The 18,745-nt window shown below is 70.8% G+C and carries 21 protein-coding genes, 2 tRNA genes and 1 pseudogene; 15 read left to right on the top strand and 9 right to left on the bottom strand.

Annotation, left to right across the window (positions count from 1 at the left end; translation table 11 throughout):
* Window positions 1-40: 40 nt before the first annotated feature.
* A complete protein-coding gene (locus tag LV79_RS25055) occupies window positions 41-1,045 on the bottom strand; it encodes an LLM class flavin-dependent oxidoreductase (protein ID WP_253840685.1) in 1,005 nt (334 codons plus the stop codon).
* 151 nt (window positions 1,046-1,196) lie between these two features.
* Between LV79_RS25055 and LV79_RS25050 the strand changes: the two genes are divergently transcribed.
* From LV79_RS25050 to LV79_RS25035, 4 genes are all read left to right on the top strand, one after another.
* Window positions 1,197-1,583: an SCO5389 family protein gene (locus LV79_RS25050; protein ID WP_253840684.1), complete on the top strand. Its 387-nt coding sequence runs from the start codon at window positions 1,197-1,199 to the stop codon at window positions 1,581-1,583.
* Between the two features lie 189 nt (window positions 1,584-1,772).
* The gene (locus LV79_RS25045; RefSeq protein ID WP_253840683.1) at window positions 1,773-2,087 is read left to right on the top strand and encodes a hypothetical protein; all 315 of its coding nucleotides are present in this window, start codon (window positions 1,773-1,775) and stop codon (window positions 2,085-2,087) included.
* A gap of 313 nt (window positions 2,088-2,400) precedes the next feature.
* Window positions 2,401-2,574, top strand: coding sequence for a hypothetical protein (locus LV79_RS25040; RefSeq protein WP_253840682.1), 174 nt, complete (start codon window positions 2,401-2,403; stop codon window positions 2,572-2,574).
* Window position 2,575: 1 nt separating this feature from the next.
* Window positions 2,576-2,839, top strand: coding sequence for a hypothetical protein (locus LV79_RS25035; RefSeq protein ID WP_253840681.1), 264 nt, complete (start codon window positions 2,576-2,578; stop codon window positions 2,837-2,839).
* 400 nt (window positions 2,840-3,239) lie between these two features.
* Here LV79_RS25035 and LV79_RS25030 read toward each other — a convergent pair.
* Window positions 3,240-3,313 (bottom strand) — tRNA-Pro (locus LV79_RS25030).
* A 67-nt stretch (window positions 3,314-3,380) separates the two neighbouring features.
* On the opposite strand from LV79_RS25030, the gene LV79_RS25025 reads away from it, so the two are divergent.
* The 4 genes from LV79_RS25025 to LV79_RS25010 all read left to right on the top strand — a co-directional run bounded on the left by LV79_RS25025 (window position 3,381) and on the right by LV79_RS25010 (window position 6,386).
* Window positions 3,381-3,451: transfer RNA gene (locus LV79_RS25025), tRNA-Gly, on the top strand.
* A gap of 364 nt (window positions 3,452-3,815) precedes the next feature.
* A complete protein-coding gene (locus tag LV79_RS25020) occupies window positions 3,816-4,211 on the top strand; it encodes an NUDIX hydrolase (protein ID WP_253840680.1) in 396 nt (131 codons plus the stop codon).
* A gap of 126 nt (window positions 4,212-4,337) precedes the next feature.
* Window positions 4,338-5,540, top strand: a complete 1,203-nt coding sequence (locus LV79_RS25015) for a GNAT family N-acetyltransferase (RefSeq protein ID WP_253840679.1) — start codon at window positions 4,338-4,340, stop codon at window positions 5,538-5,540.
* Window positions 5,541-5,606: 66 nt separating this feature from the next.
* On the top strand, window positions 5,607-6,386 hold the full coding sequence (locus LV79_RS25010; RefSeq protein WP_253840678.1) for a hypothetical protein: 780 nt from the start codon (window positions 5,607-5,609) through the stop codon (window positions 6,384-6,386).
* A 10-nt stretch (window positions 6,387-6,396) separates the two neighbouring features.
* On the opposite strand, the gene LV79_RS25005 is transcribed toward LV79_RS25010, so the two are convergent.
* Complete coding sequence (locus tag LV79_RS25005; protein ID WP_253840677.1) at window positions 6,397-7,206, bottom strand: Fpg/Nei family DNA glycosylase; 810 nt, start codon at window positions 7,204-7,206, stop codon at window positions 6,397-6,399.
* A 36-nt stretch (window positions 7,207-7,242) separates the two neighbouring features.
* Window positions 7,243-7,713, bottom strand: coding sequence for a ribose-5-phosphate isomerase (locus LV79_RS25000; RefSeq protein ID WP_253840676.1), 471 nt, complete (start codon window positions 7,711-7,713; stop codon window positions 7,243-7,245).
* A 101-nt stretch (window positions 7,714-7,814) separates the two neighbouring features.
* Between LV79_RS25000 and LV79_RS24995 the strand changes: the two genes are divergently transcribed.
* Window positions 7,815-8,615: an MBL fold metallo-hydrolase gene (locus LV79_RS24995; RefSeq protein WP_253840675.1), complete on the top strand. Its 801-nt coding sequence runs from the start codon at window positions 7,815-7,817 to the stop codon at window positions 8,613-8,615.
* 47 nt (window positions 8,616-8,662) lie between these two features.
* Here the strand turns inward: LV79_RS24995 and LV79_RS24990 are convergent, their stop codons facing one another.
* Together LV79_RS24990 and LV79_RS24985 are read right to left on the bottom strand one after the other, a co-directional pair.
* On the bottom strand, window positions 8,663-10,090 hold the full coding sequence (locus tag LV79_RS24990) for an aldehyde dehydrogenase family protein (RefSeq protein WP_253840674.1): 1,428 nt from the start codon (window positions 10,088-10,090) through the stop codon (window positions 8,663-8,665).
* Between the two features lie 118 nt (window positions 10,091-10,208).
* Window positions 10,209-10,844 carry a DsbA family oxidoreductase gene (locus tag LV79_RS24985; protein WP_253840673.1) on the bottom strand — a complete coding sequence of 212 codons (636 nt, stop codon included), beginning with the start codon at window positions 10,842-10,844 and terminating at the stop codon, window positions 10,209-10,211.
* Window positions 10,845-11,135: 291 nt separating this feature from the next.
* On the opposite strand from LV79_RS24985, the gene pepN reads away from it, so the two are divergent.
* Together pepN and LV79_RS24975 are read left to right on the top strand one after the other, a co-directional pair.
* Complete coding sequence (gene pepN, locus LV79_RS24980) at window positions 11,136-13,709, top strand: aminopeptidase N (RefSeq protein ID WP_253841194.1); 2,574 nt, start codon at window positions 11,136-11,138, stop codon at window positions 13,707-13,709.
* Window positions 13,706-14,344 (top strand): hypothetical protein, encoded by a 639-nt coding sequence (locus LV79_RS24975; RefSeq protein WP_253840672.1) that lies wholly within the window; start codon window positions 13,706-13,708, stop codon window positions 14,342-14,344. Before pepN ends, LV79_RS24975 begins: the two co-directional genes overlap by 4 nt.
* Window positions 14,345-14,398: 54 nt before the next feature.
* On the opposite strand, the gene LV79_RS24970 is transcribed toward LV79_RS24975, so the two are convergent.
* Together LV79_RS24970 and ctaJ are read right to left on the bottom strand one after the other, a co-directional pair.
* Window positions 14,399-14,893: a DUF5130 family protein gene (locus LV79_RS24970; RefSeq protein ID WP_372495451.1), complete on the bottom strand. Its 495-nt coding sequence runs from the start codon at window positions 14,891-14,893 to the stop codon at window positions 14,399-14,401.
* Window positions 14,883-15,131, bottom strand: coding sequence for an aa3-type cytochrome oxidase subunit CtaJ (ctaJ, locus tag LV79_RS24965; protein WP_253840671.1), 249 nt, complete (start codon window positions 15,129-15,131; stop codon window positions 14,883-14,885). The genes LV79_RS24970 and ctaJ overlap by 11 nt, the downstream gene beginning before the upstream one ends.
* 504 nt (window positions 15,132-15,635) lie before the next feature.
* Between ctaJ and LV79_RS34850 the strand changes: the two are divergent.
* Together LV79_RS34850 and LV79_RS24960 are read left to right on the top strand one after the other, a co-directional pair.
* Window positions 15,636-15,923: pseudogene (locus tag LV79_RS34850) on the top strand (hypothetical protein); the annotation flags it as partial.
* 165 nt (window positions 15,924-16,088) lie between these two features.
* Window positions 16,089-16,385 carry a hypothetical protein gene (locus LV79_RS24960; protein WP_253841192.1) on the top strand — a complete coding sequence of 99 codons (297 nt, stop codon included), beginning with the start codon at window positions 16,089-16,091 and terminating at the stop codon, window positions 16,383-16,385.
* A gap of 32 nt (window positions 16,386-16,417) precedes the next feature.
* On the opposite strand, the gene LV79_RS24955 is transcribed toward LV79_RS24960, so the two are convergent.
* Window positions 16,418-17,098, bottom strand: coding sequence for an HNH endonuclease (locus LV79_RS24955; RefSeq protein WP_253840670.1), 681 nt, complete (start codon window positions 17,096-17,098; stop codon window positions 16,418-16,420).
* A gap of 161 nt (window positions 17,099-17,259) precedes the next feature.
* Here LV79_RS24955 and LV79_RS24950 point away from each other — a divergent pair, with 161 nt between their 5' ends.
* A complete protein-coding gene (locus tag LV79_RS24950) occupies window positions 17,260-18,273 on the top strand; it encodes a mechanosensitive ion channel family protein (protein ID WP_253840669.1) in 1,014 nt (337 codons plus the stop codon).
* Between the two features lie 16 nt (window positions 18,274-18,289).
* Window positions 18,290-18,703, top strand: coding sequence for a globin (locus LV79_RS24945; RefSeq protein WP_253840668.1), 414 nt, complete (start codon window positions 18,290-18,292; stop codon window positions 18,701-18,703).
* Window positions 18,704-18,745 lie beyond the last annotated feature (42 nt).

The raw sequence follows: 18,745 nt of genomic DNA, 5'->3' as shown, positions 1-18,745 counted from the left end.
AGCCCGGTCGGACACGCGCGGCCTGGATCAGCCCCCGAGTCTAGGCGAGCTTGCCCAGGTCGGGACCGGGTGGGGTCGCCTGCGCCGCCGCGAGGGCGCCGATGGTGCGCAGCGCGTGGTCAGGGGAGCCGGTCAGCTCGACCATCGCGATCACGTGGTCGATCCCGGAGGTGGTCACGGCCTCCCGCAGTCCACGCGCGCAGTGGGCGGGATCGCCGACGGGGTGAAGGTCGCACAGGTGCCTGGCGTACGCCACTGGATCTCGGTCGGGACCTGGGCCGCCGTCGACCCGGATGTAGGCGGCCAGGCCTTCGGTAAGCCAACCGGGGGCCGTAGCCATGACCTGCGCGACGGCCTCTTCGCGCGTGTCGGCGACGTGGACGGCGATGGCGGAGACGTGCTCGGCGTCGGTAGGGCCGCCTTGTGCCCCGTAGTGGTCCACGAACGTGCGCTTCTGCTCGTTGGACATGTGCATGCCTAGAAGCATCGGGAGGCCGCGAGCCGCTGCTAGTTCGACGGTGGCGTGGGAGGTGCAGGCGACGTGGACCGACGGCGGGGTGAGCGGTGTCGGGACTAGCGGGACTGACCGAAATGGATAGTCAGCGTCACCTTCGACGGATGGGTCGCGCAGGGCCCGGAGGAGGAGGTCGAGCGCGGCAGGCATGCCGTGTTGGTAGCGCTCTAGGGAGGAACCGAACACCTCTAGGTCCATCCACGGGCCGCCACGCCCTACGCCTAAGCGGAAGCGGTTGTCGCTGACGACGCTGAGGAGCCGCGCGCGCTCGGCTAGGGCAACGGGGTGCGCGGTCGACAGGACGCTTACCGCTGTCCCAACGTCGATGCGGGTAGTGCGACCGAGCAGGTGCGCGGCAAGAGTCGTGGCGTCGGGACAGGTGCCGTAGGGCATGAAGTGGTGCTCGGCGACCCAGGCGCTGGATAGGCCTGCCTGATCGGCGGCGACGGCAACGTCAACAGTGCGCTTCAGGGCATCAATATCGCTCTGACCGGGGAACCGGGCGGCGAGGAGGAACACTCCGAGTTTCACCCCCCTGCTCGTACCGGGCCGCACAGGTGACGGGCAAGCGGCGAGCGGGTGATCGCTGGGCCGAACCGGTGGCGGGTCTTGTCCGGTGTTCAACGAACGCGGTACGCAATACCCGCGGCTCCCTTCCCGCCGCCTTGACCTGGAGGTGCGGATGTCTCTCGATGTGCCCGCCGACCTGTTGGCGCGCGCCGAAGCCGGTGCGGTGGACGACGCGGACTTCGTCGCGGTGGTCCGCGACTCGCTGCCCTACGCCTGGGAGGTGATCTCCTCGGTCGCGACCTCGGTCGACGCGTCCGGGTTCGCCGACAACGAGGTCCCGCCGCCCAGCGAGACCGAACGCGGCCAACTCCTGCGCGCCCTGGCCTCAGACGCGATCCGCGGCGGCCTGGAACGCCACTTCGGCGTCAAGCTCGCCTTCCAGAACTGCCACCGCGTCGCCGCCTTCACCCCCTCCGCCGTCGACAGCGACCGCTACCGCGCCTTCATCTCCCCCCGCGGCCAACTCCTCAACCAATCCCCCGAACTCCGCGACTGCTAACTCCCCCTCCCCCGACCCGGCAGGGGGCAGGCGGACAACGACGGGAAGCGACCTCCCGCCCCGCCACCCCCTGCCCTCCGGGCCACACCTCCTGCCCTCGACGAGGGAGGCACCAGACGCTCCACGAACGCGCTGCTTGGATCATCGCGCTGGGGTAACAGGCCTCCCAGGTCACCCGATGTGTCGATCATGCTCAGCCTGCCCCGCTTCGCGGTCGTGTTGATCGCGACTGGCGTCCTGTTGCTGATCGCAGGTGCCGTGTTGATGTTCGCGCCCGCCAGCACGCCCAACGTCGCGGGCATCCCACAGCCGTGCGGGAACACGGCGTCCGGTGTCGCGGATAGCGTTCCCCTTGGCCTGCGCCGGAACTGCGCCGATGAACTCGCGACCACTCGCGTGACGAGCTGGTCAGTCCTAGGTGCGGGCATCCTGACCATCAGCGCCACCCTGATCACCTCAACGCGACGGCGACCTCCCGCCCAGACGGCGCGCACGGCCCGTTGAGGCAGTCAGGCCATCGAGTTGGGTGCCAATTCTCCGAGGTCCGCGACTACGAACTCGCACCTCGGGGTAACAATCCACACCACGGCGCAGCGGGTGGTCAATGCCGGCCAACCAAATGCGGACCACCGCAGCACGTTCAACCGCCCGGCCGGTATGCGCCTCGCGCACACATTGCCCTATTGGTGGCAAACACCATCCAACCAGCGCAAATGTCTCACGCTCTCGACAAGGTGACACCTGTCGTGCGTGTACGAGTAACGCGGAGAGGGTGGAAGTCGATCAGCAAGTCGACCCGACTCCGCAGGAGGCACCTATGGGCTTGTTCCGCAAGATAACCAGCATCTCGACCGCGGGCATGGTCGACTTCCGCTCCGACAAGGAACGCATCGCCCGCAACACCAAGCTCAACGGCAAGCAGCTCAAGAGGCAGAACAAGCTGCTCGCGGAGCAGAACCGGCTCTTGGCCCAGCAGCAGGACGGGGCCTGACGTGGCTGAGTACGTCCTCTCGGAATTCGACAGCAGCAAGGTCAACACCCCGAAAGCGGTTCTGCGCTGGCAGCAGTTCATCAACGCCGCTCCGGACGTCGAGGCCGCTCAGGCGCAGGCCCTGTACCACGTGCTGGTTCAGCTCAGGGCAATCAAGTTGGTCCTCATCTGGACCCTGATCATCTTGCCCGCCGCGGGTGCCGTCCTCCTCCTCATCCTGCTCAACCAGGGTGCCGCGGACGTGCCAGACTATCGTTATCGGTAGCGCCTCTCATCGGGCCAAGGCGTGCCATTCCGTCGCGGATGAGCACTGTTTCTCGGCGCATTCGGGCTGAAGTCGTACATCGAAAAGGCCGACCAGGGTTCCACCTCCCGCTGCTGCGGACGGCCATACCCGGCGAGCATTTGGCGACGACCAACCACAGTGGTTTGGCAGCGCTGGGCGACTGGCCGGGCCCGGCCGCATCCGCCCCAGGCAGCCCGGCAGGCCACAGGGGGCGCGAGAGCCTCGCCCCCGGGCTCGCAGTGATCGAGCCCACTCGGCGGTGAGCGAAGCGAGCGGCTCGGGGCGGCACGTACAGACCTCCCAAGCGGAGTGTCACCGACCACCGCGCCAGCCCCCCGAGAACCAAAAAGGGGCCCTGACCAGTGGTCAGAGCCCCTTGTCGGGCTGACAGGATTTGAACCTGCGACCCTCCGCTCCCAAAGCGGATGCGCTACCAAGCTGCGCCACAGCCCGGGGTGTGTGCCACCAGCCTAGCGGGAGGCGCTAGGCTGTTTCACGCGTGGTCCCCCAAGACACGTACGCGGGCGTAGCTCAATGGTAGAGCCCTAGTCTTCCAAACTAGCTACGCGGGTTCGATTCCCGTCGCCCGCTCGATCGGGGTTGATTTGTGCTCGCGGAGATCGCGAGCCGGTCGGTCTCGCCATGATTCCCGGGGAGCGACCCCCCGGACCCCCGCGGCGCGGGTGGTTCCGGGTGTGGGACGTGGATACCCTCGTACAGCGGTCAGGCCTTATCAGGTCTGGCCGCTTTTCGTTAGTTGGGATCGTTCCCAGCCCACGTTTCGGTGGGAAGGGGCGACGGTCGCCGTCGAATCGTCGGGGGGTGTGGTGTGGGCCACAGCCAGGCGGGTGATTTTCGGTCATGGGCGCGAAGAACGGGTCAACGGCCGTGGTGCCGGTGAGCACTTGTTCGGTAGGCAGGAGCCATGTCGCAATCCGGCTATTTCGACCTAGACATGTCCCTGTCCGTTCGGAGAACCGTGGTCGGGGCGGGGGTGGTGGTGCTCGACGACGCGGGGCTGGTGCTGATGGTCCGCGCGGACGGCGGGTACCGGCTGCCCGGCAAGCCGCAACCGGCCACGGAGGCGCTCCCGGTGGCGGCCGTGCGGGCCGTCGAGGAGTTGACCGGGGTGTGGGTGGAGATCACCGGCCTCGTCGGGGTGTTCAACGACGACAGCGAGCCGTGGAGCACCGAACTCGCGGTGTGCTTCCGCGGCCGCCCGGTGGGTGGTCGGCTCTCGTCGGCGCGGGCCGCGTGGCTCGAGCCCGAGCGGCTCGCGGAGCTCGCGGTGACCGAGGCCACCCGGCTGGTCGTCGAGCACGGCCTCGACGGTGAGCCCTACTTCCCCTGATCGCCCACATCCCGCCACACCGGGTCGCACCCGGGTGGGCGGCGCGGGTACCGACCCGGACCGCCCGCCCGCACGCGGCCCGGAAGTCCCTGGCGACGCCCGGGGATCTGCCGTAGACACCCGGCGGTGGACACCTACACCGTCCGAGAGTTGACGCCCGAGGAGATGGTCGCCGCTTCCCCCATGGTCGCCAGGGCTTTCCTGGTCGACGGCAGCGAGGACGACATCACCGCCCGGGGGGCCGGGCTCCTCGCGGGGTCGGTGAACCTCGGGGCCTTCGCACAAGAGCAACAGGTCGGTACAGCGCAGGTGCAGGCCCGCAGCCTGTGCGTGCCCGGCGGGGCCTCGGTCCCGGTGGGCGCGGTCACGGCCGTCGCGGTCGCGTCAGACCACCGCAGGCGCGGGCTGCTGACCCGGTTGATGCGCGCCGCGTTGCCGCGGTCGGGTCCGGTGGTGTCGGCGCTGTGGGCGTCGGAAGCGGCGATCTACGGCCGTTTCGGCTACGGCGTCGCGACCGAGCTGACCCGCTACACGCTGCCGACCAGGATCGCGTTCCGCCCAGGCGTCACCGCGGACTCGTCACTGGTGCGGGAGCTACCCAGGGACGAGGCCATTCCGGTCATCCGCGCCCTGTACGAGCGGTACGCCGAGCACCGGGTCGGCGCGCTGACCCGGACCGACGGCAACTGGGACCACCACCTCTTCGACTCGACCAGGGTGCAGGCGGGCCGCAGCCCACTGAGGTTCGCTGTGCACCCCGCGGGCTACGCCACCTACCGGGCGAAACCGGTGTGGAACGACACCGGCCCCCAGGGGCAGCTGGACGTGCACGAGTTCATCGCGACCACACCCCAGGCAACCGCGGACCTCTGGCGCTACCTGCTCGACATCGACCTCGTGCGCACCATCCACTACGACGGCGACCCAGACGACCCGCTCGCGTTGCTCCTACCCGACACCCGAGTCGCACTACGAAAGCGGCTCCCCGCCCTGCACATCCGACTGGTCGACGTCGCCGCAGCCTTACCGCTGCGCCGGTACCTCACCCCCATAGACGTCGTAGTCGAGCTAGAGGACCCCTTCTGCCCGTGGAACACCGGCCGATGGCACCTCTCCGCCAACAGTGGTCAGATGACCGTGGCGAGCACCGAGGCGGTACCGGACCTAGAACTCGATATCCGTGATCTAGGCGCGGCCTACCTAGGAGGCACCCGGTTGAGCGCTCTAGCCGCGGCAGGCCTGGTCCGCGAACACACCACCGGAGCCACCACAGCGCTGTCGAACGCGATGCTCGCCGACCGCGAGCCGTCCTGCCGCGAGGTGTTCTGAGCGATAGCCGGGAACCACGGTGGGCGCGTCTCGCGTTGTCTGGGTCAAGCGGACGAAGGAGGCACAATGGGCGGCTTCATCGTGGTGGTTCTCATCCTCCTCGTGGCCCTGGTCGCGGTGCTGCTGCGCAACCAGCGCACCACCCGGGCCCGGCAGCTCGACGACGCCAAGGCGGAGGCGCGGCGCTGGGTGGAACGCCTCGGCGGCCAGGTGATGAACCTGACCGGCACCGACGAGCCGTCCAAGCAGGCCATCGCCGACGCCGCCGAGCGCTACACCGCGGCCGGGTCGCAGATGGAGCAGGCCGGCACGGTCGAGCAGGCCAGGCTGGTCACCAAGACCGCGATGGAGGGCCTGTACTACGTGCGCGCCGCCCGGCTGGCGATGGGCCTCGACCCCGGTCCCGAGCTGCCCGCCGACCCCGAGCAGCAGCGCGCGGGCAAGGTCGAGCAGGACCGCAGGGTGCTCGTCGAGGGCCACGCGTACGAGGCGTCGCCGATGCCCGGTCGGGGGACGCCGCACTACTACCCCGGTGGCCGCGTGGCGGGCAGGCCGGTGCCGCAGGGCTGGTACAGCGAGCCGTGGTGGAAGCCAGCGCTGGTGGCGGGCGCGTGGGGCATCGGCACCGTGCTGCTGTTCGACGCGATGTTCACCGGCATGGCGGGCATCCCGGACGCGGCGGCGTGGGAGTCCGGCTACGACGCGGGCCAGGCCGACGCGATCGCCGACTCGGGCGGGGACGCCGGTGGTGACTACGGCGACGCGGGCGGCGGGGACTACGGCGGCGATTTCGGTGGTGGCAGCGACTTCGGCGGCGGCGATTTCGGCGGCGGGGACTTCTTCTAGGCCCGCGGATCTAGGCCGGTTGGCAGGTCGGGCACCAGTAGTTGTTGCGCGCCGCCAGGACCTCGGTGCGGATGGCGGTTCCGCAGACCAGGCAGGGCATCCCGGTGCGGCGGTAGACGTAGACCTCGCCGCCGTGCCGGTCCTGGCGGGGCGCGCGGCCGGTCGCCTCGGGCAGGTGCTCGTCGCGCACGGTGTCGATCCGTCCTCTGTGGACGCCCAGTTCCATGAGCGCGACCAGGTCCGGCCACATCTCGTCCCACAGCGCCCGGTCGAGGTCGCGGCCGAGCACGGACGGGTGGATGCCGTGGCGGAACAGCAACTCCGCCCGGTACACGTTGCCGACGCCCGCGATCACGGACTGGTCCATCAGCAGCACCGCCACCGATGAACGGGACCGGGAGATCCGCTCCCACACCCGTTCCGGCTCGGCGTCGGCGCGCAACGGGTCAGGGCCTAGGCGCCCCCGCAGGGCGTCCACCTCGACATCGGTCAGCAGCTCGCAGCGGGTCGGCCCGCGCAGGTCTGTCCACTGTGCACCGCCGACCAGCCGCATCCGGACCTGCCCCACCGGCTCGGGCACGGGCGGCTCACCATCGGTGAACGTGCCGTAGAGACCCAGGTGGACGTGGACGACCCGATCCGGCCCGTACACGTGGAACAGGTGCTTCCCGTGCGCCTCGGCGGCCTCGAGCACCGAACCGTCCACAAGCGACGCGTCAGCCGAGAACCGCCCCTGCGGACTGCTCACCCGAACAGGAGACCCGGCGTACGCCTTGTGGTGCAGCAGTGCCAACCGGTGCAGCGTATGCCCTTCGGGCACGCGAACTTCACCCCATCGAGCGACAGAAGGACAGGATCACGCGGGCAGTGCGGGCGGCTCGCCGGTGCGCTCGTACTCGGTGAGCAGGTCGATGCGGCGCTGGTGGCGCTCGTCGCCGGAGAACGGGGTGGCGAGGAAGGCGTCCACGATGGCGGTGGCCTCCTCGGTGCTGTGCTGGCGGGCGCCGACGCCGATGAGCTGGGCGTCGTTGTGCTCGCGGCTCAGCCGCGCGGTCGACACGCTCCAGGCGAGGGCGGCCCTGGCGCCGGGCACCTTGTTGGCCGCGATCTGCTCGCCGTTGCCGGAACCGCCGAGCACCACGCCGAGGCTGCCCGGGTCGGCCACCACGCGGCGCGCGGTCTCCACGCAGAACGGCGGGTAGTCGTCGAGGGCGTCGTAGGCGTGCGGGCCGACGTCGACGACGTCGTGACCCGCTGCGGTGAGGTGCTCGACGAGGTGGGTCTTCAGCTCGAAGCCCGCGTGGTCGGATCCCAGGTAAACGCGCACGGCGCTGAGTGTGCCATCAGACGGCGGCCGGGCCCCAACCGGGCGCGGGCGGCGTGGTCGGGGTTACAGGCGGTTTGCCCGGGATCGTGTAGAAACCCGTAATGCGATGGATCGAACTTGCTGACCGGGTGTTCGCCAGCCGCTACGCCGAACTCGACCAGACGCTGGGGCTGGTGGTGGGCGACGACCGGTGTCTTGTGGTCGACACCGGCACCGACGAGCACCACGGTGCCGAGTGGGCCGCGGCGGTGCGGGAGATCACCGCTCTACCGTGGACAGTGGTCATCACGCACGCGCACTGGGACCACTTCCTCGGTACCGCCGCGTTCCCCGGCGCCGACGTGTGGGCGCACCCGCGCTGCACCGCCGAGATCGACGGCCACGCACGGGACCAGGCCGAGTCGTGGGCCGAGCGGTACCGGGAGTCCGGCCGCGACGACCTCGCCGACCGGCTGCTGGCCGCGCGCGTCGTCCGCCCCACGCACGAGGTCGTCGACCACGTCGAGTTGGACCTCGGTGGCCGTTCGGTCACGTTGGTGCACCCCGGGCGCGGCCACACCGACAACGACGTCCTGGTGCACGTGTCCGACGACGGCGTCGTGTTCGCCGGGGACACCGTCGAGCAGGGCGCGCCGCCGTCGATCGGCAAGGACGGCTATCCGCTGGAGTGGCCTGCCGCTCTGGACGTCTTACTGGACCTGGGACCGCGGATCATCGTGCCGGGACACGGGGAACCGGTCGACCCGGGTTTCGTGCGCGGCCAGCGGGCAGAGCTAGCGGTCGTGGCAAGCCTCTTCGACGGCGTGCGCAGTGGGACGCTCAGCGTGGACGAGGCGGTAGCGCAAAGCCCGTACCCGGCGGAGGCGACCCGTCCGGCGCTAGAGCGGGGACGGGTCGCCTAGGCGGGCGCGGATAGCGCGTGCCGGACTTGCAGGACAGCGCCTAGCCGCTAGAGCTGGATGGACTTGACCTCCAGGAACTCCTCCAACCCGAACCGGCCGAGTTCGCGGCCGTTGCCGGACTGCTTGTAGCCGCCGAAGGGCGCGACCGGGTTGAAGGCGCCGCCGTTGACGTCGACCTGGCCGGTGCGCAAGCGCCTGGCGACCGCGACCGCCCGGTCCTGGTCGGCGCCGAACACCGCGCCCGCCAAGCCGTACACGGTCGAGTTGGCGATCGCCACGGCCTCGTCCTCGTCGGCGTAGGGCAGGATCGACAGGACCGGGCCGAAGATCTCCTCCTGCGCGATCCGCATGTCGGAGCGGACCCCGGCGAAGATCGTGGCGGGCACGTAGGCGCCGCGCTCGGGCAGGCCGTCGGTCGTGCCGCCGTGGGCGAGGGTCGCGCCCTCCTCGACCCCGATCCGGATGTAGTCGAGCACGCGGTCGCGCTGGGCGGCCGAGGCCATCGGGCCGATGCGGGTCGACTCGTCGAGCGGGTCGCCGACGGTGTACTTCGCGGCGGCGGCGACGGCCAGCTCCACGGCCTCGTCGTGCCGGTCGGCGGGCACCAGCAGGCGGGTCCACGCGGTGCACGTCTGGCCGCCGTTGATGTAGGTGTTGGCCAGGCCGATCTTGACCGCCCTGGCCAGGTCCGCGTCGTCGAGCACCACGTTGGCCGACTTGCCGCCCAACTCCAGCGCGACGCGCTTGACGGTCTGCGCGGCCAGCGCGGACACGCTCTTGCCCGCCGCGGTCGACCCGGTGAACGACACCATGTCCACGCCCGGGTGCCCGGCGATCGCGGCGCCGACGACCGGGCCGGTGCCGTGCACCAGGTTGACCACGCCGTCGGGCACGCCCGCCTCGGCGAGGATCTCCAGGAACAGGTTCGCGTTGAGCGGGGCGACCTCGCTCGGCTTGAGCACCACCGCGTTGCCCGCCGCCAGCGCCGGGGCGACCTTCGCGGCGATCTGGTGCAGCGGGTAGTTCCACGGGGTGATCGCGCCGACCACGCCGATCGGCTCGCGCACGACCAGGGAGTTGCCGATCTCCTCGGTGAAGGCGTAGCCGCCCTCGAGCAGGTCGGCGATGCCCGCCGTGGTCGCGGCGGGCAGGCTCGCCTGGACCTTGGTGGCGAACCCGATCGGCGAGCCCATCTCGGCGGTGATCAGCGCGGCGATCTCGGCGCGCCTGGCCACGAGGCCCTCGGCGACCCGGCGCACCACGGCGGCCCGCTCGCGCGGGTCACGGGCCGCCCACGCCGGGAACGCCGCAGCCGCGGCGGCCACCGCGGTGTCCACGTCGGCCGCGGTGCCCGCCGGAACGGTGCCGATGACCTCCTCGGTGGCGGGGTTGACCACCTCGATCCGCTCCCCGGCGGAGGAGACCAGCGCGCCGCCGATGACGTGACCGGCGCGAGTGGTGACGGGGGCAGCCATGGGACCTCCACTTGTGACACCTGCTGACGATTTCGGGGTCAGGGTGTCACATCCACGGCGGCCCGCGCACGGCCGGATGGCCCGCCCGGGCGGACGAGACCCGGGTGGGCGAACCGGGTCAGTTGAAGTTCAGCTCACCGGTGCGGGTGCGCTTGAGCTCGAAGAACTTCGGGAAGCTGGCCAGCGCCACCGCGCCGTCGAACACCCGCAGGGCGTCCTCGCCGCGCGGGATCTCGCTCAGGACCGGCCCGAAGAAGGCCACCCCGTCGATGTGGATGGTCGGGGTGCCGACCTCCTGGCCGACCGGGTCCATGCCCTCGTGGTGCGACTTGCGCAGCGCCTCGTCGTACTCGGTGCTGGTCGCGGCCTCGGCGAGCTCGGCGGGCAGGCCCACCTCGGCCAGCGCGGCGGCGATCGCCTCGGTGTAGTCCTTGACGCCCTTGTTGTGGATCTGGGTGCCCAGCGCGGTGTACAGGTCGCGCAGGACCTCCTCGCCGTGGTGCTGGGCTGCGGCGATGGCGACCCGCACCGGGCCCCAGCCGCGGGAGAGCAGCTCGCGGTACTGCTCGGGCAGGTCGGGCTTGTCGGCGTTGAGCACCGAGAGGCTCATCACCCGGAACCGGAGGTCGAGCTCGCGGTGCCGCTCGACCTCGAGGATCCAGCGCGAGGTGATCCAGGCGAACGGGCAGATCGGGTCGAAGTAGAAGTCGACCTTGGTCTTGTTCCCAGAGTCGGCGTGCTGTGCTGCGGTCATCAAACGTCTCCAGAGTTGGATCTTCGCCGCGTGCGTCGGGTGCGCGCGGCCTCCCCCGCCGGTGCAACGCGGACCGCTTGGGAATGCTTCCCCGAGGATGGGGGCACCGCCGGGCCCCGGAGCGTGATTGGATGCGATTGTCAGCACCGAGTCGCCAGTCAGCTCCAGCCAGTTTCCACCCAGTGCCAAGTCACCATCAGGCCACGACGGGGAGATCACCCGCCCGTGTCCTGGCAGTGCCCGCAGTCCCCCCGCCCCAGTCCGACCGACGAGTTCGCCGAGGTGTTCGCCGTGGCCGCCCCCAACCTGACCCGAGACCAAGCCCAACAGCGCGCCGCGCTGCTGGAGGTGGAGTCCTACGAAGTCGAGTTGGACCTCACCGACGGCGTCGGCCAGCCAGGCGAGACGACCTTCGCCTCGACCGCCACCATCCGGTTCACCAGCCGTGAGGTGGGCGCGCGCACGTTCATCGACGTCGTCGCCGAGTCGGTGGTCTCCGCCGAGCTCAACGGCGTGCCCATCGACGTCTCCGGCTACCGCGAGGACGACGGCGTCGAGCTCGTCGACCTGGCCGAGAGCAACGTGCTGACCGTGGTCGCCCGCTGCCTCTACACCAACACCGGCGAGGGCCTGCACCGCTTCGTCGACCCGGTCGACAAGGGCGTGTACCTGTACTCGCAGTTCGAGACCGCCGACGCCAAGCGGATGTTCGCCTGCTTCGACCAGCCCGACCTCAAGGCGACCTACGCGATCACGGTCACCGCGCCGCGCTCGTGGAAGGTCATCTCCAACGCCGCCGCCGCGTCGATCACCGACGTCGACGGGGTGGAGGGCACCGCGCGGCACGTGTTCGAGACGACCAAGCCGATCTCGACATACCTGGTGGCGCTGGTCGCGGGCCCCTACGCCGAGTGGCGCGACGAGTTCAGCGACGAGCACGGCACGATCCCGCTGGGCATCTACTGCCGCGCCTCGCTCGCCGAGCACATGGACGCCGAGCGGCTGTTCACCGAGACCAAGCAGGGCTTCGCGTTCTTCCACGACAACTTCGGCGTGGCCTACCCGTTCGGCAAGTACGACCAGTGCTTCGTGCCGGAGTTCAACGCGGGCGCCATGGAGAACGCGGGCTGCGTGACCTTCCTGGAGGACTACGTCTTCCGCAGCCGGGTCACCCGCTACGCCTACGAGCGCCGGTGCGAGACCGTGCTGCACGAGATGGCGCACATGTGGTTCGGCGACCTGGTCACCATGCGCTGGTGGGACGACCTGTGGCTCAACGAGTCGTTCGCCACCTGGGCCAGCGTCCTGGCGCAGGCCAGCGCGACGGAGTACGAGCACGCCTGGACCAGCTTCGCCAACATCGAGAAGTCCTGGGCCTACCGCCAGGACCAGCTGCCCTCCACGCACCCGGTCGCCGCCGACATCCCGGACGTGCAGGCCGTGGAGGTCAACTTCGACGGCATCACCTACGCCAAGGGCGCCGCGGTCCTCAAGCAGCTGGTGGCCTACGTCGGCCTGGACAACTTCCTGTCCGGGCTGCGGGTCTACTTCGGCAAGCACGCGTGGGGCAACGCCACCCTGGCCGACCTGCTGGCCGCGCTCGAGGAGGCCTCCGGCCGGGACCTGTCCTGGTGGAGCGCGCAGTGGCTGCAGACCACGGGCCTCACCTCGCTGCGCGCCCGCTTCGAGGTCGACGCCGAGGGCAAGTTCACCGAGTTCGCGGTCCTGCAGGGCGGGGCCAAGCCGGGCAAGGGCGAGCTGCGCACGCACCGGGTCGCCATCGGCGTGTACGACGACGCCACCGACACCGTCGGCAAGCTGGTCCGCACGCACCGCGTGGAGATCGACGTCGACGGCGAGCTGACCGAGGTCCCCGAGCTGGTCGGCATCGACGCGGGCAAGCTCGTGCTGGTCAACGACGACGACCTGACCTACTGCACGATGCGGCTGGACCCGGGGTCGCTGACCACGCTGATCGACCGCATCGGCGACATCACCGAGCCGCTGCCGCGCACGCTGTGCTGGTCGGCGGCCTGGGAGATGACCCGCGAGGCCGAGCTCAAGGCCCGCGACTTCGTCACCCTGGTCTGCCACGGCCTCGACGCCGAGACCGAGGTCGGCGTGGTGCAGCGGCTGCTGCTGCAGGCGCAGACCGCGCTCACCTCCTACGCCGACCCGGCCTTCGCGCCGACCGGCTGGCAGCAGTTCACCGACCGGGTGCTGGAGCTGGCCCTGGCCGCGCAGCCGGGCTCGGACCACCAGCTGGCGCTGGTGAACTCGCTGACCGGCGCGGTGCTCGACGAGACCAAGCTGGGCGTGCTGCGCGGCTGGCTCGACGGCTCGGCCGAGCTCGAGGGCCTGGTCGTGGACACCGACCTGCGCTGGCGGCTGCTGCACGCCTTGGTCGCGCACGGCGCGGCGGGCGACGACGAGATCGACGCCGAGCTCAAGCGGGACTCCACCGCGGCGGGCCAGCGCCAGGCCGAGCGGTCCCGGTCGCTGCGGCCGACCGAGGAGGGCAAGGCGGAGGCGTGGCGGCGGGCCATCCACGACGACGACCTGCCCAACGCGATCAACGAGGCCATCATCGGCGGCTTCTCGCACCCGGCGCAGCGGCCGCTGCTGCGCTCCTACGCGCCGCGGTACTTCGCCGACGTCGCCGGGGTGTGGGCGCGCCGCTCCAGCGAGCGGGCGCAGTCCGTCGCGCTCGGGCTGTTCCCGGCCTGGGCGGTGCACCCGGACACGGTGGCCTCCGCCGACGAGTGGCTCACCGGTGAGCACCCGCCCGCCCTGCGCCGCCTGGTCTCCGAGGGCCGCGCGGGCATCGTGCGCGCGCTCGCGGCCCGGGAGTTCGACGGCTCGTGAGCGACGACGAGGACGACTTCATCCCCTGGACCCCGGACGGGGCGGCGCGGGTCCGCGCCGCCGCCGCGGAGCTGACCGCCGCGATCACCGCGCACGCGGAGGCGGTCGCGGCGGGGACGAGCGAGAAGGACACCGAGAAGGTGTTCACGGCGGGCGACCAGCTGTTGCCCGCGCTCTTGGCGTACGCGGACGCGCAGTTCGAGTACACCGGCACCACCTTCCCGCTCGGCCCCCTCTACGACCTCGTCGACGATGAAGAGGACGACGAAGACGAAGAGGAAGAGGAGCCGCCGTCGACCGGCGTCTCCATCCTGCAGCGGCAGGACTACCGGGTGACCGACGCGGAAGCGGTGATGGCCGCCGGTCGCGCTGCCTACCTGCGGTCTTGGCCGGATGACGATGAAGCCACCGCCGCCGAGGACGTGAGCCACCTCGGGCGGGCTCTGTACCAAATCGGGCACGCGGACGGGTGGCCGAAGCTCGGCGACGTCGAGGGACTGCGGCCGGTCGGCGCGAGCGTGGTCGTCGTCGACCGCGAGGACACCCTCGGGCCCGACGAGGGCGAGTGGCCGGAGGACCTGTACGCGCACGACGGCGAGGTCCTCTTCGAGCAGCGGGACCTCTACGGCAAGTGAGCTGACGAGAAGGGCCCCGGACCAGTGCGGTCCGGGGCCCTTCTCGTCGAGGTCCTAGTGCTTGGGGGCGTGCCCGGCCTGGTCGGCCAGCATCCGCAGGGCGCTGACCAGGCCACCGACCAGGTCGCCCTCCTTGAAGGAGGCGACCATGCTCATGACGGCCAGGTTGCAGCCCCGGTCGGTCAGCCTGCGCGCGGACTCGGTGCCGGTCACGATCTCCACCCGGCGCTGGCCGGGCGAGACGGCGATGAGCACCGACTCGGCCGAGTGCGCGCCGATGGCCGCGTGCAGCTCCTCGGCGCGGGCCCTGGTGTCGGCACCGAGGTCGCCCAGGTACACGCTGAAGCCGATGCCGGTCGCCCGCGACGAGAGCGTCAGCGCCTCGTCCAGGCGGGTCAGCGCGACCGTGGAGAACGGCAGGCCGGGGGCCGGGGCCTGGTGCTGCTTGGCCACCGACACGCGCCCGCTGATCGTGCGGACGGCGCCGTAGCCGTGCTCGGGGTCCTCGACCAAGACGTCCGGCTCGTGCCGGACCAGATCACCAGCCACCGCGGGCTCCTCCCTTGGCTGTGTGCACCGGGGTCGCGCCGGTCTCGGCGGAGCCGTGGTGGCTCGCGCCCAGACCTGCCGGGTTCGCCGTCCACCACACCGGCTCGTGCTCCCAGTCCTGGCCGGGGCGGTACCGAGGTGCCTTGGCGAACTTCTCGCGCAGTGTCAGTAGGGCGATCGCGCCATAGATGGCCAGCGGGATCGCCGCGAAGACAAGCAGGGTCTCGACGAGCGTCACAGCGGATACGGTAGCCGACAGGGCCCTGACCGGCCGAGACGGCCTCCGGACTGGGACCGGGTGTGAGCACTGCTCCCAGAGCACCCCGCGGTGGTCGCGGCGAGTGAGCGGTTGGTGCTCTCCTGGTAAGGCTGCTGGGCCGAGCGTCGGCCGACGTCGTAGCTCGTTGGGCGTATCAGCAAGGGGCGAATGGCCTCAAACGCACAGGCGGGGGCGCTTGGGGGTCACCGACGTCTTGTCGGTTACCGATCCGAGTCATAGCTTTCACCTGTACGGCCCTTGCGAAACCACCCCTCCGCTTCTCTCGACGCGCAACCGCCCTCAGGAGGCCACGCCATGTACACCATCGCTTCCCACGACGCGGCAATGATCATCACCCAAATGGCTGACGACACGCAACTGGGCGGCGGTACCCGACGGGGTACGCGGGGAACCCGGGTCACCGCTCAGGGCACCCGGGTGACCCGCGCGACGTGGGTCACCACCTCCCAGGGTGGCACGGAGGTGACCTCGGACACCAGGGGGATTTCGGCAGGCCGGGGCACCCGGGTCACCAAGGGCACCCGCGTGACCCGGGGCACCAGGGTCACCGCGCAGGACCGCGGCACCCGTGTGACCAGGGGAACCAGGGTCACCGCCGCCGAGCGCGGCACCAGGGTCACGGCCCTCGACTGCGGGACCCGCGTGACCAGGGGAACGCGCGTCACCCGAGGCACCCGGGTCACGTCGGTCCTGGAGAACGGCACTCGCGTCACGCGCGGCACCAGGGTCACCAGGGGCACCCGGGTCACCTCGCTGCTGGAGAACGGCACCCGCGTCACGCGTGGTACCCGCGTCACTTCCACCCTTGACCGGGGCACTCGCGTGACTTCTTTGTTGGAGAACGGCACGCGGGTCACGCGCGGTACCAGGGTCACCCGTGGCACTCGCGTCACCGGGGGCACCCGGGTCACCGGGATGGACTGCGGCACCCGGGTCACGCGCGGAACCCGCGTCACCCGTGGCACTCGCGTCACCAGGGGCACCCGGGTCACCGGGATGGACTGCGGGACCCGCGTCACGCGTGGCACCAGGGTCACCCGTGGCACCAGGGTCACCTCGCTGGAACTCGGCACCCGCGTCACCCGGGGTACCCGCGTCACCGGAGCGGACGACTGCGGCACGCGCGTCACCAGGGGCACGCGGGTCACGCGCGGCACCCGGGTGACCAGGGGGACCCGGGTCACCTCGGGCACGCGCGTCACCGCGGCCTAGCCCACCAGCCGGTTCATCGGCGTAGTGTCATCTCAAGCGGCGGGCTCACCCAGGTAGGGGAGCCAGAGCGGGTCAGCGTCGATCACGCCTGCCAGCAGTCGCCAGTGCGGGCCGCGCGGCGCGGTGGGGACCACCCGCAGCCGCCAGCCCAGCTCCGACAACATCTTGTCCGCCTTGCGGTGGTTGCACTTCGCGCAGCACGCCACGCAGTTGTGCCAGGTGTGGGTCCCGCCCCGACTGCGCGGGATGACGTGATCTATGGTCTCCGCGCGGCCACCGCAGTAAGCGCACCGGTGGCGGTCGCGGTGCATCAGCCCGGCCCTGGTCAGGGGGACGCGGCCGCGGTAGGGGACCCGGACGTGCTTGCTGAGCCGGATCACCGACGGGATCACCACGCTGGACGTGGCGGAGTGGACCGCCATCCCCGCGGGGTCACCGTGCACGACCTCGGCCTTGCCGCAGACGATGAGCACGACGGCGCGGCGCAACGACAGCGCGGTCAGCGGCTCGAACGTGGTGTTGAGCAAGAGCACCCGGCGCCTGCCCCACGACGGCGCGGGCGGCACGGGCAGGTTCGGAACGGGGACGCAGGTCGGGGCGGCCCGGGCGCGTGGCGGCACATCCGGCGCCGAGGCGTCCGGATCCGGGCAAAGCGTCGGCCCCGGCGCGTGCCCCGAGGGCGCGCCGGAGCGGGTCGGTTGTCGGTCTGGCACTCGACCACCTCCACCGGTGCTGCCTAAGTCGACCACAAACCAGGCCCGCGGCGCACGTGTGTTCTGTGACGTGTCCCGGATCACCCGACAACAACTCGGTGAACGCCGCTTGTGGACACCCGCTTCGACCGATTCGCCGGGGCCGGCTATCGTCGCTGCCGATGATTGCCACGACTCCCCCACTGATCCGGTTGCCCCTGGCCCCGACCCAACTCCCGTTCATGACCGAGCCGCCCAAGTGCCTCACCGAGGACGGTTCCTGGTGCGCGGAGGTGTGGCGGCTGACCGGCAACGAGTGGCTGGCCGCGTCGGCGGGCTGGCTGGTCGCCAAGCCGCTGAAGATCCTGCTGATCTTCGCGATCGCGTTCGTGATCCGGGTGCTGGTGCGCAGGCTGATCGACCGGCTGACCTCGGGCGAGGGCAAGACGCCCGCGCTGCTGCGCCCGCTCAAGGAACGCGCGCCGCAGGCACTGGGCGCGCTGGTGTCCGAACGGCGCCAGCAGCGGGCCAAGACCATCGGCTCGGTGCTCAAGTCCCTGGTGACGTTCATCGTCTACGGGCTCGCCTTCATCATGGCGCTCGGCGAGCTCGGGGTGAACCTGGGACCGGTGATCGCCTCGGCCGGGATCGTCGGCGTCGCGCTCGGGTTCGGCGCGCAGAACCTGGTCAAGGACTTCCTGTCCGGCATCTTCATGATGCTGGAGGACCAGTACGGGGTCGGTGACGTCGTCGACGTCGGCGAGGCCAGCGGCACCATCGAGGCGGTGGGGCTGCGGGTGACCACGCTGCGCGACGTCAACGGCACGGTCTGGTACGTGCGCAACGGCGAGATCCTGCGGGTCGGCAACTCGAGCCAGGGCTTCGCGGTCGCGGTGGTCGACCTCCCGGTCGGCTACGGCGCCGACGTGGACGCGGTGATCGCGCTGCTGGGCCGGGTGGCCACCGAGGTCGCCGGGGAGGAACCGTTCTCCTCCGACGTGATCGAGGCCCCCGAGGTGCTCGGCGTGGAGAAGGTGACCCCGGAGAGCGTGACCATCCGGATGACCGTGAAGGTGCGCCCGGGCAGGCAGTGGGCGGTGCAGCGGGCACTGCGCGCGCGGACCATGGGCGCGGTCGAGGAAGCCGGGATCCAGCCGCCGATGGGCAGGCTGTTCCCCCCGACCGCCCCGGCCTAGCCACCGGTGCGCGAGGATGGGTGTCGTGGGCACACCGCATGACTCCGACTCCCCCACCGAGAACTTCTACGACGCGGTCGGGGGTGAGGACACCTTCCGCCGGGTCGTGGCCCGGTTCTACGTCGAGGTCGCCGCGGACGAGCTGCTGCGGCCGATGTACCCGGAGCAGGACCTCGGCCCGGCCGAGGACCGGCTGCGGCTGTTCCTGATGCAGTACTGGGGCGGTCCGCACACCTACTCCGACCAGCGCGGGCACCCGCGGCTGCGGATGCGGCACCAACCGTTCACCATCGGCCCCAACGAGCGCGACGCGTGGTTGCGCTGCATGCGGATCGCGGTGGACGCCGCGGGCCTCTCGGACGCGCACCGGGCGCGGCTGTGGCAGTACCTGGAGATGGCCGCCAACAGCATGCTCAACAGCTGGGTCTGACAGGGTCAAGATCACAGGTGCTGGGCGAGCCAGCCGACCTGC

Source organism: Actinokineospora globicatena (genome assembly GCF_024171945.1).
Classification (GTDB): Bacteria; Actinomycetota; Actinomycetes; order Mycobacteriales; family Pseudonocardiaceae; genus Actinokineospora; species Actinokineospora globicatena.
Note: the sequence above shows the minus strand (reverse complement) of the source record. Positions and strands in the feature narration are given on the sequence as shown.